This window comes from Rhodococcus sp. LB1 (genome assembly GCF_001583455.1).
GTDB lineage: Bacteria > Actinomycetota > Actinomycetes > Mycobacteriales > Mycobacteriaceae > Rhodococcus_F > Rhodococcus_F opacus.
On the sequence record NZ_LTCZ01000001.1, the window covers coordinates 1 to 16,218 of the forward strand.

At 65.7% G+C, this 16,218-nt stretch carries 18 protein-coding genes; 7 read left to right on the forward strand and 11 right to left on the reverse strand.

What is annotated here, in order from left to right; translation table 11 throughout:
- From AZG88_RS00005 to AZG88_RS52405, 4 genes are all read right to left on the reverse strand, one after another.
- Positions 1-491: aromatic amino acid lyase (locus AZG88_RS00005; RefSeq protein WP_197487752.1), on the reverse strand; the 491-nt coding region annotated here is incomplete at its 3' end.
- Positions 492-565: 74 nt separating this feature from the next.
- Positions 566-1,951 (reverse strand): MFS transporter, encoded by a 1,386-nt coding sequence (locus tag AZG88_RS00010; protein WP_025432795.1) that lies wholly within the window; start codon positions 1,949-1,951, stop codon positions 566-568.
- Positions 1,952-2,254: 303 nt separating this feature from the next.
- On the reverse strand, positions 2,255-3,433 hold the full coding sequence (locus AZG88_RS00015; RefSeq protein ID WP_061696746.1) for a PucR family transcriptional regulator: 1,179 nt from the start codon (positions 3,431-3,433) through the stop codon (positions 2,255-2,257).
- A 187-nt stretch (positions 3,434-3,620) separates the two neighbouring features.
- On the reverse strand, positions 3,621-3,770 hold the full coding sequence (locus AZG88_RS52405) for a hypothetical protein (protein ID WP_164709532.1): 150 nt from the start codon (positions 3,768-3,770) through the stop codon (positions 3,621-3,623).
- Positions 3,771-4,110: 340 nt separating this feature from the next.
- On the opposite strand from AZG88_RS52405, the gene AZG88_RS00025 reads away from it, so the two are divergent.
- A complete protein-coding gene (locus AZG88_RS00025) occupies positions 4,111-4,995 on the forward strand; it encodes a class I SAM-dependent methyltransferase (RefSeq protein WP_005242803.1) in 885 nt (294 codons plus the stop codon).
- A 275-nt stretch (positions 4,996-5,270) separates the two neighbouring features.
- On the opposite strand, the gene AZG88_RS00030 is transcribed toward AZG88_RS00025, so the two are convergent.
- From AZG88_RS00030 to AZG88_RS00040, 3 genes are read right to left on the reverse strand one after another with little or no spacing between them, the layout of a single operon-like run.
- Complete coding sequence (locus AZG88_RS00030) at positions 5,271-5,894, reverse strand: cytochrome b (protein WP_061040956.1); 624 nt, start codon at positions 5,892-5,894, stop codon at positions 5,271-5,273.
- The gene (locus AZG88_RS00035) at positions 5,884-6,990 is read right to left on the reverse strand and encodes a catalase family peroxidase (RefSeq protein ID WP_061696748.1); all 1,107 of its coding nucleotides are present in this window, start codon (positions 6,988-6,990) and stop codon (positions 5,884-5,886) included. The genes AZG88_RS00030 and AZG88_RS00035 overlap by 11 nt, the downstream gene beginning before the upstream one ends.
- A complete protein-coding gene (locus AZG88_RS00040; RefSeq protein WP_061696749.1) occupies positions 6,983-7,474 on the reverse strand; it encodes a COG4315 family predicted lipoprotein in 492 nt (163 codons plus the stop codon). The genes AZG88_RS00035 and AZG88_RS00040 overlap by 8 nt, the downstream gene beginning before the upstream one ends.
- A gap of 207 nt (positions 7,475-7,681) precedes the next feature.
- On the opposite strand from AZG88_RS00040, the gene AZG88_RS00045 reads away from it, so the two are divergent.
- Together AZG88_RS00045 and AZG88_RS00050 are read left to right on the forward strand one after the other, a co-directional pair.
- Complete coding sequence (locus AZG88_RS00045) at positions 7,682-8,239, forward strand: sigma-70 family RNA polymerase sigma factor (protein WP_005242799.1); 558 nt, start codon at positions 7,682-7,684, stop codon at positions 8,237-8,239.
- Positions 8,226-8,894 carry a zf-HC2 domain-containing protein gene (locus AZG88_RS00050; RefSeq protein ID WP_005242798.1) on the forward strand — a complete coding sequence of 223 codons (669 nt, stop codon included), beginning with the start codon at positions 8,226-8,228 and terminating at the stop codon, positions 8,892-8,894. The genes AZG88_RS00045 and AZG88_RS00050 overlap by 14 nt, the downstream gene beginning before the upstream one ends.
- Before the next feature lie 24 nt (positions 8,895-8,918).
- On the opposite strand, the gene AZG88_RS00055 is transcribed toward AZG88_RS00050, so the two are convergent.
- Entirely contained in the window at positions 8,919-9,209 is a 291-nt protein-coding gene (locus tag AZG88_RS00055; protein ID WP_025432792.1) for a hypothetical protein, read from the reverse strand.
- A gap of 239 nt (positions 9,210-9,448) precedes the next feature.
- Positions 9,449-9,712, reverse strand: coding sequence for a WhiB family transcriptional regulator (locus AZG88_RS00060; protein ID WP_269455019.1), 264 nt, complete (start codon positions 9,710-9,712; stop codon positions 9,449-9,451).
- Positions 9,713-9,942: 230 nt separating this feature from the next.
- Between AZG88_RS00060 and AZG88_RS00065 the strand changes: the two genes are divergently transcribed.
- Positions 9,943-11,355: a PLP-dependent cysteine synthase family protein gene (locus AZG88_RS00065; protein WP_061696750.1), complete on the forward strand. Its 1,413-nt coding sequence runs from the start codon at positions 9,943-9,945 to the stop codon at positions 11,353-11,355.
- A 14-nt stretch (positions 11,356-11,369) separates the two neighbouring features.
- Here AZG88_RS00065 and AZG88_RS00070 read toward each other — a convergent pair whose 3' ends face one another.
- On the reverse strand, positions 11,370-11,879 hold the full coding sequence (locus AZG88_RS00070) for a GNAT family N-acetyltransferase (RefSeq protein ID WP_061040952.1): 510 nt from the start codon (positions 11,877-11,879) through the stop codon (positions 11,370-11,372).
- 455 nt (positions 11,880-12,334) lie between these two features.
- Between AZG88_RS00070 and AZG88_RS00075 the strand changes: the two genes are divergently transcribed.
- Positions 12,335-13,399, forward strand: a complete 1,065-nt coding sequence (locus tag AZG88_RS00075) for an LLM class flavin-dependent oxidoreductase (protein ID WP_061696751.1) — start codon at positions 12,335-12,337, stop codon at positions 13,397-13,399.
- Between the two features lie 163 nt (positions 13,400-13,562).
- Here AZG88_RS00075 and AZG88_RS00080 read toward each other — a convergent pair whose 3' ends face one another.
- Positions 13,563-14,594, reverse strand: a complete 1,032-nt coding sequence (locus AZG88_RS00080; RefSeq protein WP_061696752.1) for an aldo/keto reductase — start codon at positions 14,592-14,594, stop codon at positions 13,563-13,565.
- Between the two features lie 376 nt (positions 14,595-14,970).
- Here AZG88_RS00080 and AZG88_RS00085 point away from each other — a divergent pair, with 376 nt between their 5' ends.
- Positions 14,971-15,765 carry a class I SAM-dependent methyltransferase gene (locus AZG88_RS00085; protein ID WP_025432791.1) on the forward strand — a complete coding sequence of 265 codons (795 nt, stop codon included), beginning with the start codon at positions 14,971-14,973 and terminating at the stop codon, positions 15,763-15,765.
- 156 nt (positions 15,766-15,921) lie between these two features.
- Positions 15,922-16,125, forward strand: coding sequence for a cold-shock protein (locus AZG88_RS00090; RefSeq protein ID WP_005242781.1), 204 nt, complete (start codon positions 15,922-15,924; stop codon positions 16,123-16,125).
- Positions 16,126-16,218 lie beyond the last annotated feature (93 nt).

Here is a 16,218-nt window from a genome sequence, read left to right on the forward strand (position 1 = left end):
CCGATCTCGAGGGTCCCGTCGAAATGGGTCCGGAGCAGGTGTCCCAGGGGAATGATGTCGCCTGGTTCGCCGTTTCCGCGGGCTGGAACCGGTGGGAGGTCGGTTTCGAGCAGGTCCAGTAGCCGGTGCACTGTTTCCACCCGCAGGCACGCGGTCCCGTTCAGCACGTCGGCGAGCCGTGCAAGGAGGACGGCACGGAGGAGGCGTTCGGGCAGCCGCGGGCCGACGGTGGCGGGTGTCGACGGCAGTCGGGTGGCGAACTCCGCGCGGCCATCCTCGCCGAGAACGGATTTCGCGCCGACATGATGTCTGGTGGTGATTCCGTAGAGATGTCGATCCGCGTTCTGTTCGACGAAATCGACGAACTCGTGTCGACGGGACCGGATGACACTCAGTGCGCGATCGCTGATGCGGCACGGCTCGCCCATCCAAGCCACCCGAGCGATGTTGTCGAGGGTCAGGTCGTCGCTACTGTCGATGACAACAGTCATGAAGGTTCCTCCGAGTGAGAGTTGGGCTGGTTGATGGCGACGGTCTGGTCGGCTGACCGACCACGTCTGTCGGGTTACGGCTGAGACACGAACGACGAGTTGCTGTCAGGGCTGCCGCTGGCGGATTTTTGTGGCATTTCCTCGGTGTCGGCTGCGGCCTGCGCGAGGGTCAGGCCCGCGGTTTCCGGTGCCCAGGCGATGCTGATGAGAAAACCGGCACCCGCCACCACACCGGTGAGCAGGGTGACCCCGTGTGCTCCGAACTTGTCGATTCCTACCGGAAGCAGAATGGTCCCGATCGCTGCCCCGATTCGGCTGAAGGACACGCAGAGTCCGGTCGCCGATGCGCGGATGCTGGTCGGGAACAGTTCGCTGGGATAGACGGTGTCGAGTGCGGCCATCGCTGACGAGATGAGTGCGAACAGCGCGAAGAGAGCGATGACATAGCCCGCGGGGGCACTCTGCCAGAGGCCGATTGCCAGTGTCGATGCGGTCAGGAGTGCGAAGGAGATCAGGGTGTAGGGGCGTCGACCGATCTTGCCGATCGTGACGATGCCGACGACGCCGCCGATCAGAAGGAAGAGGTTGACGCTGGTGGTCTGCCAGAAGCCGGATTCGATGTCGAGTGATTCGAGGATTGTGGGGAGGAAGGTGAAGACGGCGAAATAGGGAACGACCTGGCAGAACCAGAACAGGCACGCGAATGCCAGACGCTTGCGGTGCTGTGCGGCGAACACGTCGCGCAGTGAACCAGACGATTCCGCTTTCTCCTCCTCGGCGAGGTCGGCGAGGGTTGCGGTCGGGGAGACATGCTTCCGCAGAATCGCGAGGCCTTCCTCTGCCCGTCCGTTCTGAGCGAGCCAGCGCGGTGACTCGGGTGTATTCCGGCGCAGGATGAGCAGAATGAGCGCGGGGACTGCGCTGGTTGCCAGGATCCAGCGCCAGGCGTCGTCACCCCCGACTTCGGCCACCGCTGTTCCGACGACAATCGCGAGGACGTACCCGACTGTCCACATCGCCGGACCCACCGCGAGCAGGGTGGCCCGGTATTTCCGTGGCGAGAACTCGGCCACGAGGGTCGTGGCGATCGTGTAGTCGGCTCCGACCGCAATTCCCAGCAGAACCCGGAGAACGAGCAACATGACGGCGTCAGTGACCGCGATCTGAGCGAGGGAGAGGACGACGAACAGTGCGAGGTCGATGACGAACATGCGCCGGCGGCCGATCCTGTCGGTGACCCAGCCGAAGAACAGGCTTCCGAGGAACACACCGATCAGTGCGGAGGCACCGATCAAGCCGCTCATCAAGGAACCGATTGGATGAGACTGTGCGAAGAGGGGGAGTGCGGGAACAATGGCGCCGAGAATGTACCCGTCGCAGAGGTGTCCGCCATTTCCGTAGAGCGTCGTTTTCAGATGAAACCGCGAGAGTTTCGCGTCATCGAGAGCGTGTGTGGCCACGGGGGCTCCTTCAGGAAAGAGGCTGTGAATTCATCAGTCGCGACACTCGAGCTCGCCGATTACGGCCCGTGCGCCCGCCGGAATCCCCGTTCGAGTGTTCGAGGGAACCGGCACGCTGACGTAGCCGGCGAGGGTCTGTCGGTGCGTCCATCTGCACCGGTGCGACGTTCTCGACTGTGATTCCGAACACTACGGACGACGTGCGGGATCGTCTTCCGTCTGCGTTCGAGTAAAAGCGAGGTCTGTTCCTGACATTGTCGAAAGCTCCAGGTCAACCGTCGAAACTGGAGGTTTGAACACGCATCAGATGTTGCGGATCAGCATCGCCAATCTGAGGGCGAGCTGGAGTCCGGCTCTGCGTTCGCCCTGTGCCCAGTCCTCTCCGAGGAGCTGTTGCGCACGGTCGAGCCTGTAGTAGAGGGTGGTGCGGTGCACGGCCAGTTGGGCGGCACCGCGGCGTGTATCACCGCCGCAATCGAAGTAGGCGTCCAAACTCTCGCGAATCAGTGTGTTGTCCGCGTCGAACAGACGAGATGCGCCGGGGAACAGAATCTCCAGAGTTTCCATCGTCCACGGCAGTCCGTAGAACACGAGGTCGGCTCCGAGCTCGTTCCAGTTCAACTGCTCGATGTTCCGCGCGTGTGCAACGGTTGCCGCATAACCGGATTGCATTCCGGATCGTCGCAGCTCGTCGAGACTGGATGCGGCTCCTCCGGTGCCGGTTCCGTGCAGCGTCCATCCGCGTCGCCGGGCTGCCTGTGCCAGAGCGTGGCGGAACGGGCGGAGGCGGTCAGCGTGTACCTCGGCACTGACAATCAGGTGGATTGTGTCTTCGCCATGCCCCAGGAGGGAACGGCCCACCGGCCGGGCGTACGCCACTTCCTGGGCGGCGCTCCGCATCGCCCGGGCGTCGAGCGGCTCGCCGCCGGCATCGATCGGTGCCAACTTCATGGTGAGCACACTCGCGTGCTCGGTAAATCGAAGGAGTGGTTCGTCGCCGAGAAGCTCGGCCGGGGGTGTGCCCTCGTGCGGTGGAGCGAGCAGTGCGCTCACGAGCTGAGTCTCGCGATCCAGCACGGTGGCCGTCGACTGTGACTGCTGGTGCAGCAGTTCGGCGATCGCGGAGGCGGTGCCGGCCGCTGCTGCGATGTCGGAATCGGTGAGAGGCGGGCTGTCGATCAGCCACAGATATCCCTGGAGTTCCCCGTGGGCCCGCATCGGAATGCACACCCGAGGCAACGTCTGCAACGCCGGATTCGGGGGAAACCGAACGGGCCCGGTTGCGTGCGCGATATCGAGCGAAAATGCGTACTCGAACACCTCCGGGGACGAATGTCGCTGGAGGATTGACCGGACACGGACATCGTCGAGATCACCATGCTGCTCGGTCAACGCGAGCGGCCTGAGACCACAGTCGTCGATTTCGATCGAGCGGTTCAACTGATCCGCGAGACTGTCCGCGTACTGCTGGACATCGTTCATCCGTAAACCTGCCGGTCGTCATCCCGAGATGCGGGGCCCCGACGTCTCCGTAATGCGTGACAAGTGGTCGGCCGGTTGTTCTGTGGCTGCTTGTGCTGCAACGTTTTCGAGTGCTACGCGCGGCGGGGGATCGGGCGGACACGTCGTGCGGTGTTCATCCGATCCCCTCGTCGGGGGGCGAACTTCGTCAGTTCGTGACCGCGGGGCGGGTGGGCCTGCGGTCGTCGGCGAACATGGCCTCGATCCTCGACTTGATCTCCGCGGTGCTCATCGTGCCGCTGTGCCGGGGCGTCTGCCGTCCGGTGGGAGTCGTCGGGGCAATCGAGGTTGTCGCCATGTGTCCTGCTTTCGTCGGTTACCGATATCTGTGCCTTACGGTCACGGTTGTGATCTGGTTCACATCGTGGCCGACTATGTTGTACACCACATGTTCGGTCCCGTGCCACTCGGCCTGGTCGCCTCGGTCTTCTCTGAGATCGGACCGAGCGGGTGCGAGGTCGGCGAATCGGCTCCGGATGATTGCGATGGTCCCGAGCGTAGAATTGCGCGGGTTCGGTCGATCACGCTGGGCCCGGATTTCGGTGAGGCCTCGCCGAACCTCTCTGGCCTCGTCGCCGCTCTGCCCTGCTCGGTCGTCGGCTCCGGTTCTGCGACGAGTTCGGGAGGGTGCTTCAGCGATGCGAACTGATGGAGATAGTTGGGACATCGTCAGTAGTGTGGGCCTGACCGCGTTGGGAGTGGCGACATTCCGGGCGTTGGAGACAGTTCGCCCCGACGCGTTGATCCAGGACGACTTCGCGCGGTGGTTCGTCGAAGCGGCGGGTGAACCGCATTTCACCGGGCTGTTGGCCGACCCGTCGTCACTCGGGGACGTGCCGGTCTCGGGTTTCATGGGTAGTCGGACCAGATTCTTCGACGAGTTCTTCTCGACGGCAACGAGCGCGGGCGTTTCGCAGGCGGTGATCCTCGCGGCCGGGTTGGACGCACGGGCGTATCGCTTGGACTGGCCGACCGGCACGACGGTCTTCGAGGTCGACCAACCGCAGGTGCTGGAATTCAAAGAGGAGGTTCTCGCCGATCATGGGGCCAGGGCGAAGGCCGATCGTCGCCCGGTGGCCGTCGATCTGCGAGACGACTGGCCTGCCGCCCTCCACGCTGCAGGCTTCGACCCTGGTAAGCCGACCGCCTGGTCGGTGGAGGGGCTGCTGGCGTACCTCCCGGGCGCGGCGCACGACGCGCTGTTCGAGCGGATCGACCAACTGTCCAGCCCTGGTAGCCGCCTTGCCGTGGACAACTTCGCGGCGGGAACCGACATGCAACGCTTCGACGCCATCCGAGCGAAGTATTTCGCCGAGAATCCGTTCGGCGACATCGACATCTCCGAGCTGTTCTACGGTGACGAGCGGGCCGATCCGGTGCAGTGGTTGACCCGGCGCGGCTGGTCGGTGCAGCGGTTCAATTCGCTCGAGCTGGCGGCTGCCTACGGGCGGCCGGTTCCGGAGCTCCCCGAAGAACTTGTCGATCTGTCGAAGCGATCGACGTACCTGACGGCGGTCAAGTAGCCCACGGCCCAGGTCGCAGCGATGAACCGCAGAGGCGAGCCATTGCGGTGGACCGCCATCCGCGCGTACATTGGTAGTTGCGGATCGAGAGAGTAATCGGCAACGGTGAAACACTCGAGAAGCAGAGATCCGGCCGAGAATGTGAGAGCATTCCCGGCCGAACCCCTGTCTGGGGCATGTTCCCGCTCACCGACCCGGTCGAACTGGTGCTCCATCACGCGGTCGGCACGAGTCACACGCCGGTCTCGGCTTCAGTGCTGTGAGCGTCACCATTCTCAATCCTGCTCTGCAGCAACATTATCGACGATCCGCGTAGGTGCCGGTCGGGACGCGGTAGGCGAAGACTTTCGGCGAGTGCGCCACGGTGCCATCCGGCCGAGGAGCCTGTCGTTCAGGACCAGCACATGGAAGAGGACGGCGGACATGTGTGCGGTGAAGGTGAAGAACAGCAGGTAGGCGAATGCGGTGTGAGCTTGTCTCGACAACGCGTAGACGCTGGGATCGGGTGCAATCAGCGTGGGCAAGTGCAGGTGCTGGTAGAGAATGATCGGGTAGCCGCCGGCCGAGAGCATGGCCCACCCGGTGAGTGGCTGGATCACAAGCAGCGCGTAGAGCAGGTACTCCGACGCGGTTGCGACCCGGCGCTCGACCGGTCTCATCGTGGAGGGTGGTGCGGGCGTGCGGCACACCAGCCGATTGCCGATGCGGACGATCACCAGGGCGAGGATCGCGGCGCCCAACGGGACGTGCACCGAGCGCAGCAGATGGTAGTGGTCGAGGGTCGTCACCATGACGGCGCCGACGAGCAGTTGTGCGATCACCATGACCGCCATCGCCCAATGCAGCAACCGGACGGTCGGCGCGAACCGGAGCGGGCGGTCGGTCGGGTCAGCGGTCATCGCGCACCCCATCCACATCGACGACGGCCGGTGTTTTGGGCTCCCCGGACCGGCGGGTGAACGATTCGGTGTAGACCGCGGACCGGGCGCTGAGCAGGGGATCGTCCGAGGGCGCAATGCCCGTGGGGAGGATGAGCGGGTCGAAGTTGAGGTCCCGCGCGTTGTGCGGCGCTTCGGTCTGGACCGCGTCGATGGTTACGGTGCCGACGTCGAGGACCTGCCGGGTCGGCGGCCACGGCCGGGTGGCGTCGTCGGTCCGATCGCCGGGTCGACCGATCGTGAGCAACATCCGCCACCGCAACGGCCCACGCGAGACTGCCGCGGTGAGTGTGTCGAAGAGGTAATCGCGCCCCGGCAGCGGCGGCAGGCCGGGGGAGCGGGCCGGTTGCTCGGGGACCAGTGTCCATCGCACCGGAACCGTGACTCCGGTGTCGTTGGTGCAATGGAAGGCGTTGAGACCGTAGAAGGTGCTGTTGTCGAACCCGGAGGTCGGTGGATGCTGTCGGATGAGGTTCATCGCCGCCGCGGTCTCGGGATGGCGGGAGAGAAACGCCGCCATGCGATCCGGATCGGGCTTGCCGGTGGCCGGGTCCGTTTTCGATGCGAGCAACCGCTCGTAGAAGCCGTCTGGTGTCCGGTCGGGGAACACCGGGGTGTTGATCATCGCGGTGTGCCACTGCTCGCCATCGGGGAGGTCGAACGCCAATCCCAGCCCGCGGACCGTGGCGTCGACGTCCGGAGTGGACGGATTCCCGCCCGAGAGTGAGAACCGGCCGGTTACCGGGATCCGGCCGACCCGGAAGACGCTGGCCGTGGAGACCGCGGACCCGGCGCCGGTGGCGGTGAAATATCCGGTCGCGCTGACTCCTTTGGCGTGATTGCGCCGGAACCCGTCGTGGTGCCCGGAGACCTCCTCGAACCGGTCGGTCAGCCGTGCCGGGGTCAAAGCGTCGGCGTCCAGTGTCCCCGCCGCGCAGAGGAACCCGCCGACGTCCACTGCCGCGATCGCGCCGACCGCGGCCAGGCCGAGCAGCGCACTGCGCCGACTGACAGCCGGGCGTGGCGCCCTGACCGGGGGTGCGGTGGCGTCATCCATGGGCGGAGTCGACCGTCACCACGTGCCAGGTTCCTTTGACACCGTCGCCGCCCGTCTGCCCGGGGGCGGTGTCTTTCGCGAACCGGTAGAGCGGGTGGCCGTCGTAGGTGATTTGCTCGGTTCCGTCCGGCCGCGTCGTGGCACCCGTGCGGGCGGCGAGGGTGGCGTCGGGCCGGGGTGCACTGAGTGAGGGCGGCCAGATCTCGGCGCAGGGGCCGGTGCACCGGATGGAGCCGGGTGTGTCCTCATCGAATCGGTAGAGCGTCAAACCGTCCCCGTCGGTGAGCACCGTGCCGAGTGCGGTGTCCCGGGTGCCGAGCTCCACCTGCCCGGCGGCCGCCGGGGTTGCCGGTTCGGGGTTCGCCGCGGCGGACGCAGACGGCGGCACCTGGGGCGGGGCGTCGTCGGTGGCGGTGCCGCACGCCGAGATCAGCGCGATCGCGGTGCCGGCGCCGGCCGCCGCAAGAATCGATTTCTTCAGCATCTTCGTAGATCTCCATTCGTTCGTTCCCGTGTGCCTGTCGTTCGGCGCTGGGGAGTACGGATGGTCGGCGATCCGCGTTCACCTGCCGGAGCCGCCTCCGCGCACCCGAGTGGCAGAATTCGAGATGAACGCCGCGCCGCCCGCGCCCGTACTCCTCGGTGGGTGTCGGGCGAGCCGACGCCGTATCCGGTGTTCGGGAGGTGAGTGGTGCGGCTTCGTATCGTGCGCACACGCGGGGACCAGTCCGAGGGAAGTTTGGACGACGAGACGGTCTTGCGGGCCGCCTACGACGACCACGGCAGGGAACTGTTCGCCCTCGCCTACCGCTCCCTCGGAGACCGGGGTCGCGCGGAGGAGGCGGTGCAGGAGACGTTCCTGCGTGCGTGGCGGGGCGCGGACCGGTACGACCCGCGGCGCTCTACGCTCCGGACCTGGCTGTATGCGATCTGCCGCAACGTGGTGATCGACGCGATCCGGGCTCGTGCCGCCCGACCCGAGTTGGCCGACGCTGCACCACCCGAGTTGCCCGCACCCGAGCGTCCCCTCGAACAACTGCTGGTGGGGCTCGAGATGGAGGAGGCGCTGCGGCGGCTGTCCGATCAGCACCGCTGCGTCCTGGTCGAGATTCACCTGCGTGACCGGCCCGCCTCAGAGGTGGCCGCACAGCTCGGCATTCCCGTGGGCACCGTCCGCAGTCGTGTGTACTACGCGCTGAAGGCTCTCCGACTCGTACTCGAAGAAATGGGGTGGCATGGTGACCACTGAACGCTGCCAGCAGATGCGCACCATGTTGGGGATGTACGCGCTCGGTCGCCTCGACGACCGCGAGACGATCACGCTTCGCGCGCACCTGGACGGCTGCCCGGAGTGCCGCACCGAGTTGAGTCTGCTGACGCCGGTCGCGGCTGCCCTGTCGGCGGCGGACCCGGACCGGCTCACCGAACCTGCGCCCCGGCCGTCGTCGACGTTGCCCGACGCGATCTTCGGGGCGGTCGACCGCGAACGCGGACGGAAGCGGTACCACCGGATCGCAGTCGCCGCCGCGGCCGTCGTGATCGCCGTCGGCCTGGTGACCGGCGGGTTCTTCCTACGCGGGGGCACCTCGACAGCCCCTCCCGGGCAGCCGGTGGCATTCACGGTGCTCGCCGCAGGTGTGGACGCCTCCGCGCGGGTGGAGAACCGGGCGTGGGGAACCGGAATCAGCCTCGACGTCGCCGGACTCCCACAGGGCCGCACGTACAACGTCTGGCTCCAACGCTCCGACGGAAGTCGCATGAATGCCGGCAGTTTCATCGCCGGCGGCGACAAGACGATGTCGATGCAGTTGGCGGTGGGGCTGCCGATGTCGGATGCGACGATGCTCGGCGTCAGCGCCCCGGGCGACGACCGGACCCTGCTGCAAGCGCCCCTGCGGTCCTGACCGACGCCAATCCTCGTGGACGACTCAGAGGAGCCCGCCGTCGCGAGCGACGGCCCGTCCGGCCCGCACCACCGTGTCCCGACGGGGGACGTCGACGACGATCTGCGGCACGCATTCTCCGTCCAGCAACATGAAGTCGGCGGGTGAACCCGGTTGCAGGTCGGCCCGCGGCAGCCCCATGACGGCAGCACCGCCGTCGGCGGCGAGTTCGAAACACGCCTCGAGATCCTCGTCGAGGCGTGCGTCGAGTGCCCAGCCGAGCAGCACGCGAAGGCACGAGACCCGGACGGAGCGGAAGAACTGGCCCGCCGTCACGGCGTGGGGACCCGGGTCGAGGCCCTCCGCTCCCTGGCCGCCGAGACCGGGACGACCTGAGGCGCCCCAGGTAGCACGCGGGCAACCACGGTCTCTCCTACGACTGCGAGATTCGAACGTACCTGGTTACCCGATCAGGACCACCAAATCTACTCGTCGCGAATAACACTGGAGTTTCGCATCCGCCGACGACGCTCGTGCCAATCCGCTCGTGTGAGAATGCCGACGCGGGTATTCGCTCACCGGCCGAGTCGTGCGAGCCGTTCGCCCGGTGTCGTCGCACCCCAGACGCCGTGCTGTTGGCCGGTGTGGAGGGCATACTCGAGGCATTCCTCCACCACCGCGCAGCCGCGGCAGAACTCCTTGGCGAGATCTTCACGCTCGGAGCGAGCGTTCCTTCGTTCGGCGTCCGCCGGGAAGAAGATCTCCGCGTCCGCTTCATGGCAACGCGCAGCCAATCGCCACTGCCACAACTCGGTGTCGTGAGGATGCAGTGTCGTCACCGGTGTCGACATCTTTCGACTACCCCCTTCGCTCTCAGGTCGCCCCGAATTACAGCCCATTCGGCAACACACGAGAAGAATTCGAATCTCCAGGATTTCGGGGTGAACGCGCTGCGCCGTTCATGGTGAGCCACTGAAGATCTGATCGGCGTGACGCGAATCCTGTTGTTCGACGACTGCTCTTGCGATGCTGACCGGGTGACACCCGGGCGGCCTCGGAAGGCAGACGCATGACCATCCTCGATCCCCCCACAGTCGACGCCGCGAGCCTCGGAGTCTACGACTCGATCACCGACGCCATCGGCAACACACCCCTCGTCCGGTTGAACCGGGTAACCGGAAGTATCTCCGCGACGGTGTATGCCAAGCTCGAGTTCCTCAACCCCGGCGGAAGTGTGAAGGATCGCGCCGCCCTGGCCATGATCCACGCGGCCGAGGAATCCGGGGAGCTCCTGCCCGGAGGCACCGTCGTGGAGGGCACGTCGGGCAATACCGGAGTCGGGCTGACGTTGGTCGCCGCCGCTCGGGGATACCGTTCCGTCGTCGTGGTACCCGACAAGACGAGCGTCGAGAAGATCGCGTTGCTGCGGGCGCACGGGGCGCGGGTGCATGTGACACCGGGCGGCAGGCCCAGCCGCCATCCCGAGTTCGTGCGCAACGTGGCCACTCGTCTCGCGGCGGAGATCCCCGGCGGCTGGCTCGCCGGCCAGTACGACAACCCGGCCAATCCCGACGCGCACCGCACCACGACAGGTCCGGAGATCTGGCGTCAGACCCAGGGCCGAGTCACTCATCTCGTCGCCGGTGTCGGAACCGGTGGGACCATCACGGGGACGGGGGAGTTCCTGACGAAGATCTCCGGCGGGGCCGTGCAGATCATCGGCGCGGACCCCGAGACCTCCGTATACGGCGGGGGAGACGGACGGGCCTGGTACATCGAATCCGTGGGCCATTTTCTGCACCCGCAGACCGAGCACGACGAGTGGCCGGATTCCTATCACCCGGACGTCGTCGACCGTCTCGAGCGGATCCCGGACATCGAGGCGCTCACGGTGCTGCACCGCCTCGCCCGGGAGGAAGGACTCCTCGTCGGAGGTTCCGCCGGTACCGCGGTGGCCGCCGCCCTGCGGTTCGCGCGGACCCTCGGTCCGGACGACGTCGTGGTCGTGATCGTCCCGGACTCGGGCCGGGCCTACCTGTCGAAGTACTTCGACAACGAGTGGCTGGGACGGCTGGGCTTCCCGCTCTACCACGCAGCGACCGGACCCGTTGTCGGTGATGCACTGGGCGGCCGGGGGAGCGCACCGCGGGCCGTGCCGTCCACCGCAACCGTTGCGGAGGCGCGTGGCGTGCTCGCGGACACCCCGGCCCTGCCCGTCGTGCTGGCGCGCCCGGTCACCGGTCCGATCGTGGTCGCGGAGATCCTGGGGTCCGTCAGTGCCGCGGCGCTGTCACACGCTCCGGACGACGACCTGATCGGCGCGCACGTCGATCGGGCGTTGCCCGTCGTGGGAGTCACCGAGGAGTTGTCGGTGGCAATGCGACGAATCGGGGGGCACCGGGGGCCGGTCGTCGTGTCCGAGAACGGGCGAGCCGTGGTGTTGGTCGACGCCGACGTCGTCCTGACCTCGCCTGTCGCGTGACGTGCGGTGATCCGTCACCCTTGATCGAACACCTTCTCGAAGCAATTCGAGAAGGGCAAGATCTCGTATGGGGAGAAGATCGGAATCCGTGAGTAGCCACTCTTCTCGTACAACCTGACCGCATCGGGTTGCCGGTCGCCTGTCTGGAGAATCAGGCGTGGGCGCCCCGCCTTCCTGGCGGCATCCTCGACCGCGCTCAACAACGCTGTCGACACTCCGGTTCCGCGATGTTCCACTGTGACGAACATCCGTTTCAACTCCAGGTCGTCGCCGTTCCACCTGAGCGCGGCGTGACCGACCGCTTCTCGATTGTCGGTTGCCCCCGCGGCGGTGTACACCACCACTGTGAGGAAAACGGACGTCGGGTCAACCGCATTGGTGGCGGCGCGGTCTGCAGTCGATACTCGGTCGGAGTATCGCGGCCCCACTTCGCGGGCCATGGCCGCGCGCAATGCCTCCGCGTCGGGATCGAACCAAGACACCTCGGTTACGTGAAGTTGCGAGAGTGCTGATTCAGAGGTCATTCACATTCTCCGTCTATGAAAACGCAGTTTCGGTAGATGCTTCCCGATCTTCATCCGGGATTCGAGGGTTGAAATCACCTTGACGCCAACGGTGTCCAGCAATCTCTGCTCGCTACCGATGAAGGTACAAGGTGCATCGACATTTCCGATCTGGAGGAATTAATGTCCAGTTGTGTCGAACTGTCGCACGTCAGGCCCTGTTTCTCATCGTGGAGGACGCAGGGCATGGACGTTCAATGGTGACAACCGGGATTAGTATCGCGATGTCCGGATGCTGGAACGTAATCCAGTCGGGTGATGTGGCGTCCCTCGGGGGCGAAAGTAGGGAATGGACGCAATCGCGGCGGCGCACACGGCCGTCAGTCCGGACGCGCTCTCCGCCCAATCGTTGGAGACGGCACGATTCGCCGATCTCAGCCGGCCGATCACCGACGTCGAACAGGAATCACCACCTCATGAGTCTCGAATTCCTCTGGTACATCCCGAATCAGGTCACCCCTGGACACCGCGGCGACGCCGTCACGGTTGACCACAACAGTCTGGACACCCTCACGAGCCAGGCGAAGACCCTCGAGGACTATGGCTGGAAAGGGGCCTTGATCGGCACCGGTTGGGGTCGGCCGGACACACTCACCGTCGCCGCCGCCCTTGCGGCCAGGACGGCGACATTCGAGCCGCTCATCGCGATCCGGCCCGGCTACTGGCGACCGGCTCACTTCGCCTCCGCCGTCGCTACTCTCGACCATCTGACCGGCGGCCGGGTCCGGATCAACATCGTGTCCGGGAAGGACAACCTCGGAGCCTACGGCGACCACGAGAGCGACCAGGCCCACCGTTACGCCCGCACCAAGGAGTTCCTCCAGCTCGTTCGCAAGCTGTGGACGGAGGAGAACGTCACCTACCGGGGTGAGCACTTCCAGGTCACCGATTCCACAGTGCTGCCCCGGATCTCACCACGCGGAGATCGGACCCACCCGAAGCTCTACTTCGGTGGCGCGTCCGAAGCCGCCGAGCGTGTTGCGGCGACCGAGGCCGACGTTCAGCTCTTCTGGGGTGAGCCGCTCGCGGGTGTGCAGGAGCGGATCGAACGGTTGCGGTCACTGAGCGAGGAACTCGGCCGAGCGCATGCGCCGCTCGAGTTCGGCCTGCGGATCACCACCTTCGTCCGGGACACGACCGAGCAGGCCTGGGCCGAGGCAGAGGAGAAGGTAGCGGAGATGGCGAAGAATCAGGGTGCGGCTCCACAGAATCCGCATCGCCAGACCGCCGTGGGACAGCAGCGACTCCTCGACCTGGCTACCCGTGGCGACGTGCTCGACGACAACCTGTACACCGCACCCGGGAAGTTCGGTGGCGGCGGCGCCGGCACCACGTGGCTCGTGGGCTCCCCGGAGGACGTCGCGAAGTCGCTGCGCAAGTACCAGGATCTCGGCATCACCCACTTCGTACTCTCGGACACCCCGTATCTGCCGGAGATCGAGCGTCAGGGCAACCAGCTGCTGCCGTTGCTGCGGGAATGAGCGGGGGAGCGCTACTTACGCTTCCCCGCAACAGCTTTGCGTTGCTCCGTGACAGTCACCCGCCCGCGCTGTCGGCGCGGGCGGGTGATTGGTTGTCATCGGCTGGTGGCTCTGTCACACAACGAGTCCCGGCGGACGATGCACTCCGAGATCTCCTCGTCGGTCAGAGTCTGAGTCCGGTTCCGTGCACGCCGTGTTCCTCGATGAGCGCGAGTTCTTCGTCGGTGAGCGGCGGGAAGTCCAGGGCCGCGATGTTGTGGTCGAGTTGCTCGGTGGAACTCGCTCCGATCAGCGCCGAGGTGACCTCGCGCCGCCGCAGCACCCACTGCAGCGCGAGCTGTGCCAGTGACTGGCCGCGGGCCTCGGCAATCTTGTTGAGCTCGGCGGTGCGCTGCCGGTAATTCTCGTCGATCACATCCGGCGTCAGGAACGTGCTGTTCTGTGCTCGTGCGCGCTCGGGAATCGTCTCCAGGTACTTGTCCGTCAGCAGACCCTGCGCCAGGGGTGAATACACGATCAGCCCGAATCCGTCCTGGCGGGCGGTGTCCAGCAAGCCGTTCTGTTCGGGACGACGGTCGTAGATCGAGTAACGCGCCTGGTGGATGAGCAGCGGAACGCCGGCCTGGCGTAGCAGTTCGGCGGCTTCGTGCGTGCGATCGGGTAGGTAGTTGGAGATGCCGACGTAGAGCGCCTTGCCCTGCTCCACCGCGCTCACCAGAGCTCCGACGGATTCCTCCAGCGGCGTGCTCAGGTCGGGGCTGTGGTGGTAGAAGATGTCGACGTAGTCGGTGCCGAGGTCGCGCAGACTGTGGTCGAGCGAGGTCAGGATCGACTTGCGTGAGCCGCCTTTGAGATACGGGCTCGGACCGATCGGGTTACCTGCCTTGGTCGACAGGATGAGTTCGTCCCGGTAAGGGGCGAGGTCCTTGGCGAGTACGGCGCCGAAGTTCTTCTGGGCTGCGCGATGCGGTGGGCCGTAGCGGTCGGCGTTGTCGAAGTGGGTAATGCCCAGGTCGAACGCGTGGAGGATGATCTCCCGCTGCGTCGCGAAAGCGTAGTCGCTACCGAACTTCTGCCACAGGCCGAACGAGAAGGCAGGCAGATCGAGTCCGGACTTTCCGGTGCGGTGATACGGGACCTTCTCGTAGCGGTCCTCGGCAGCGGCGTAGGTGAGATCGAAGGGGCTATCGGTCATCGGTGTCGGCTCTTCCGTTCTGGTCGGTTGTTGCGGGGGTCGGTGGTGTAACTGGCCGGGCCGTCCGTCCGGGGAATCGCCACGATCCACCGACGCCGGCGACGAGGATGTCGACGTTGATCAGAAGCCGGCCGCTCACTCGGTAGTCCCTTCATCGGGGATGGACTCGAGTGTTAATCGGTGACCGACGGACGGTTTCGGTGTCGGCTCGGTACCGGAGCGACGGCGCAGCGACACGCGTGGTCGGATCCATGCGAACACTGTCACCGAACGGAGACGGAAAGGGAATCGTTCGGATCGTGAAGATTCTCTGGAAAGAATCTCCGCGCTGACGTCCTGCCGATCGTCGAAAACTTCGCGGCACTATCTTGGTGTGGTGGGCGATGACACCTGGGCCGGTTTGGCCGACCAGTTTGCCGACGAGGCGTATGCCTCGGTGAAGGGGCGCGTGCGCACCTATGTGTTGCACCAGCAGCTGCTGGAGCATTTGCCGGCCCCTCCAGCCCCTGTGCTCGACGTCGGCGGAGGCGCGGGCCATCAATCGTTCCCGCTGGCCCAAGCCGGTTACGACGTGACCTTGCTCGACCCGTCGTCGGCGATGCTGGACAAGGCTCGACAGCGACTCCAACGGCTGCCCGGTGAGGTCCAACGACGGGTGACGCTCGTGGAGGCCGACGGCGAGAACGCCGATGAGGCGGTTCATGGTCAACGCTTTGCCGCCGTGTTGTGTCATGGCGTGCTCGGGTACCTGGAGCGTCCGGAGCCGTTGGTCGACCAGCTGTGCAGGTGCGCTGCTGCCGGTGGCGTCGTCTCGATCATGACGGGCAACGCCAAGGCGATGGCAGTGCGCCCGGCCTTGGAACAACGGTGGGACGACGCTCTGGCATCGTTTGACGCCAGGGGCGAGATCGGGGTGCTGGGAGTTCCGACTCGCGCCCATACGGTGGAGGAACTCAGCGAGCTCGTGCAGAGCCGCGGCGTGGAGCCAGTGCGCTGGTACGGGGTATGGCTGTTCGTCGACTGGCTCGATTTCAGTGGAGCCGAGTTGGACCCGAACGACACACAGCAGATGGCGGCGACGGCCGCAGTCGAACTCGAAGCCGGCCGACGAGACCCCTACCGCCAACTCAGCCGCGTCTTTCATCTCGTGGGACGCAAAAGTCCGAGCTGACGGGACAACGGCACCATCGATACGCCACCACAAAGTCGTCGCCGGTGATGCAAATACGGTGCGCGGTCTTCGTGTCGACAGCGAGATGGCAGGATCAAGTCATCGAGATCGGAACCTCGATGTGAGGGTCCGGATCGAGATTGAGGGAGTATCGGCATGGCGCAGGGCATTGTGAAGTGGTTCAACGGTGAGAAGGGCTTCGGTTTCATCGCACCCGACGACGGAACTCCGGACGTCTTCGTGCATTACTCGGAAATCTCGGGCAGCGGTTTCAAGTCGCTCGATGAGAACCAGCGCGTGGAGTTCGAGGTCGGCCAGGGGCAGAAGGGCCCGCAGGCCACGAACGTACGCTCTGTCTGATCAGTGCAACGTGGGGACCGCATCCGGTGGGTGCGGTCCCCATTGCACATAACCGTGCGCATCGGTGCTGACCGGCCTGGGGCGCCGCGGTAG

Coding starts and splice junctions, on each gene's coding strand:
- AZG88_RS00015 (WP_061696746.1), bottom strand. CDS start 3,433: ATGAACGATGTCCAGCAGTACGCGGACAGTCTCGCGGATCAGTTGAAC.
- AZG88_RS52405 (WP_164709532.1), bottom strand. CDS start 3,770: ATGGCGACAACCTCGATTGCCCCGACGACTCCCACCGGACGGCAGACG.
- AZG88_RS00025 (WP_005242803.1), top strand. CDS start 4,111: ATGCGAACTGATGGAGATAGTTGGGACATCGTCAGTAGTGTGGGCCTG.
- AZG88_RS00030 (WP_061040956.1), bottom strand. CDS start 5,894: ATGACCGCTGACCCGACCGACCGCCCGCTCCGGTTCGCGCCGACCGTC.
- AZG88_RS00035 (WP_061696748.1), bottom strand. CDS start 6,990: ATGGATGACGCCACCGCACCCCCGGTCAGGGCGCCACGCCCGGCTGTC.
- AZG88_RS00040 (WP_061696749.1), bottom strand. CDS start 7,474: ATGCTGAAGAAATCGATTCTTGCGGCGGCCGGCGCCGGCACCGCGATC.
- AZG88_RS00050 (WP_005242798.1), top strand. CDS start 8,226: ATGGTGACCACTGAACGCTGCCAGCAGATGCGCACCATGTTGGGGATG.
- AZG88_RS00065 (WP_061696750.1), top strand. CDS start 9,943: ATGACCATCCTCGATCCCCCCACAGTCGACGCCGCGAGCCTCGGAGTC.
- AZG88_RS00070 (WP_061040952.1), bottom strand. CDS start 11,879: ATGACCTCTGAATCAGCACTCTCGCAACTTCACGTAACCGAGGTGTCT.
- AZG88_RS00075 (WP_061696751.1), top strand. CDS start 12,335: ATGAGTCTCGAATTCCTCTGGTACATCCCGAATCAGGTCACCCCTGGA.
- AZG88_RS00080 (WP_061696752.1), bottom strand. CDS start 14,594: ATGACCGATAGCCCCTTCGATCTCACCTACGCCGCTGCCGAGGACCGC.
- AZG88_RS00090 (WP_005242781.1), top strand. CDS start 15,922: ATGGCGCAGGGCATTGTGAAGTGGTTCAACGGTGAGAAGGGCTTCGGT.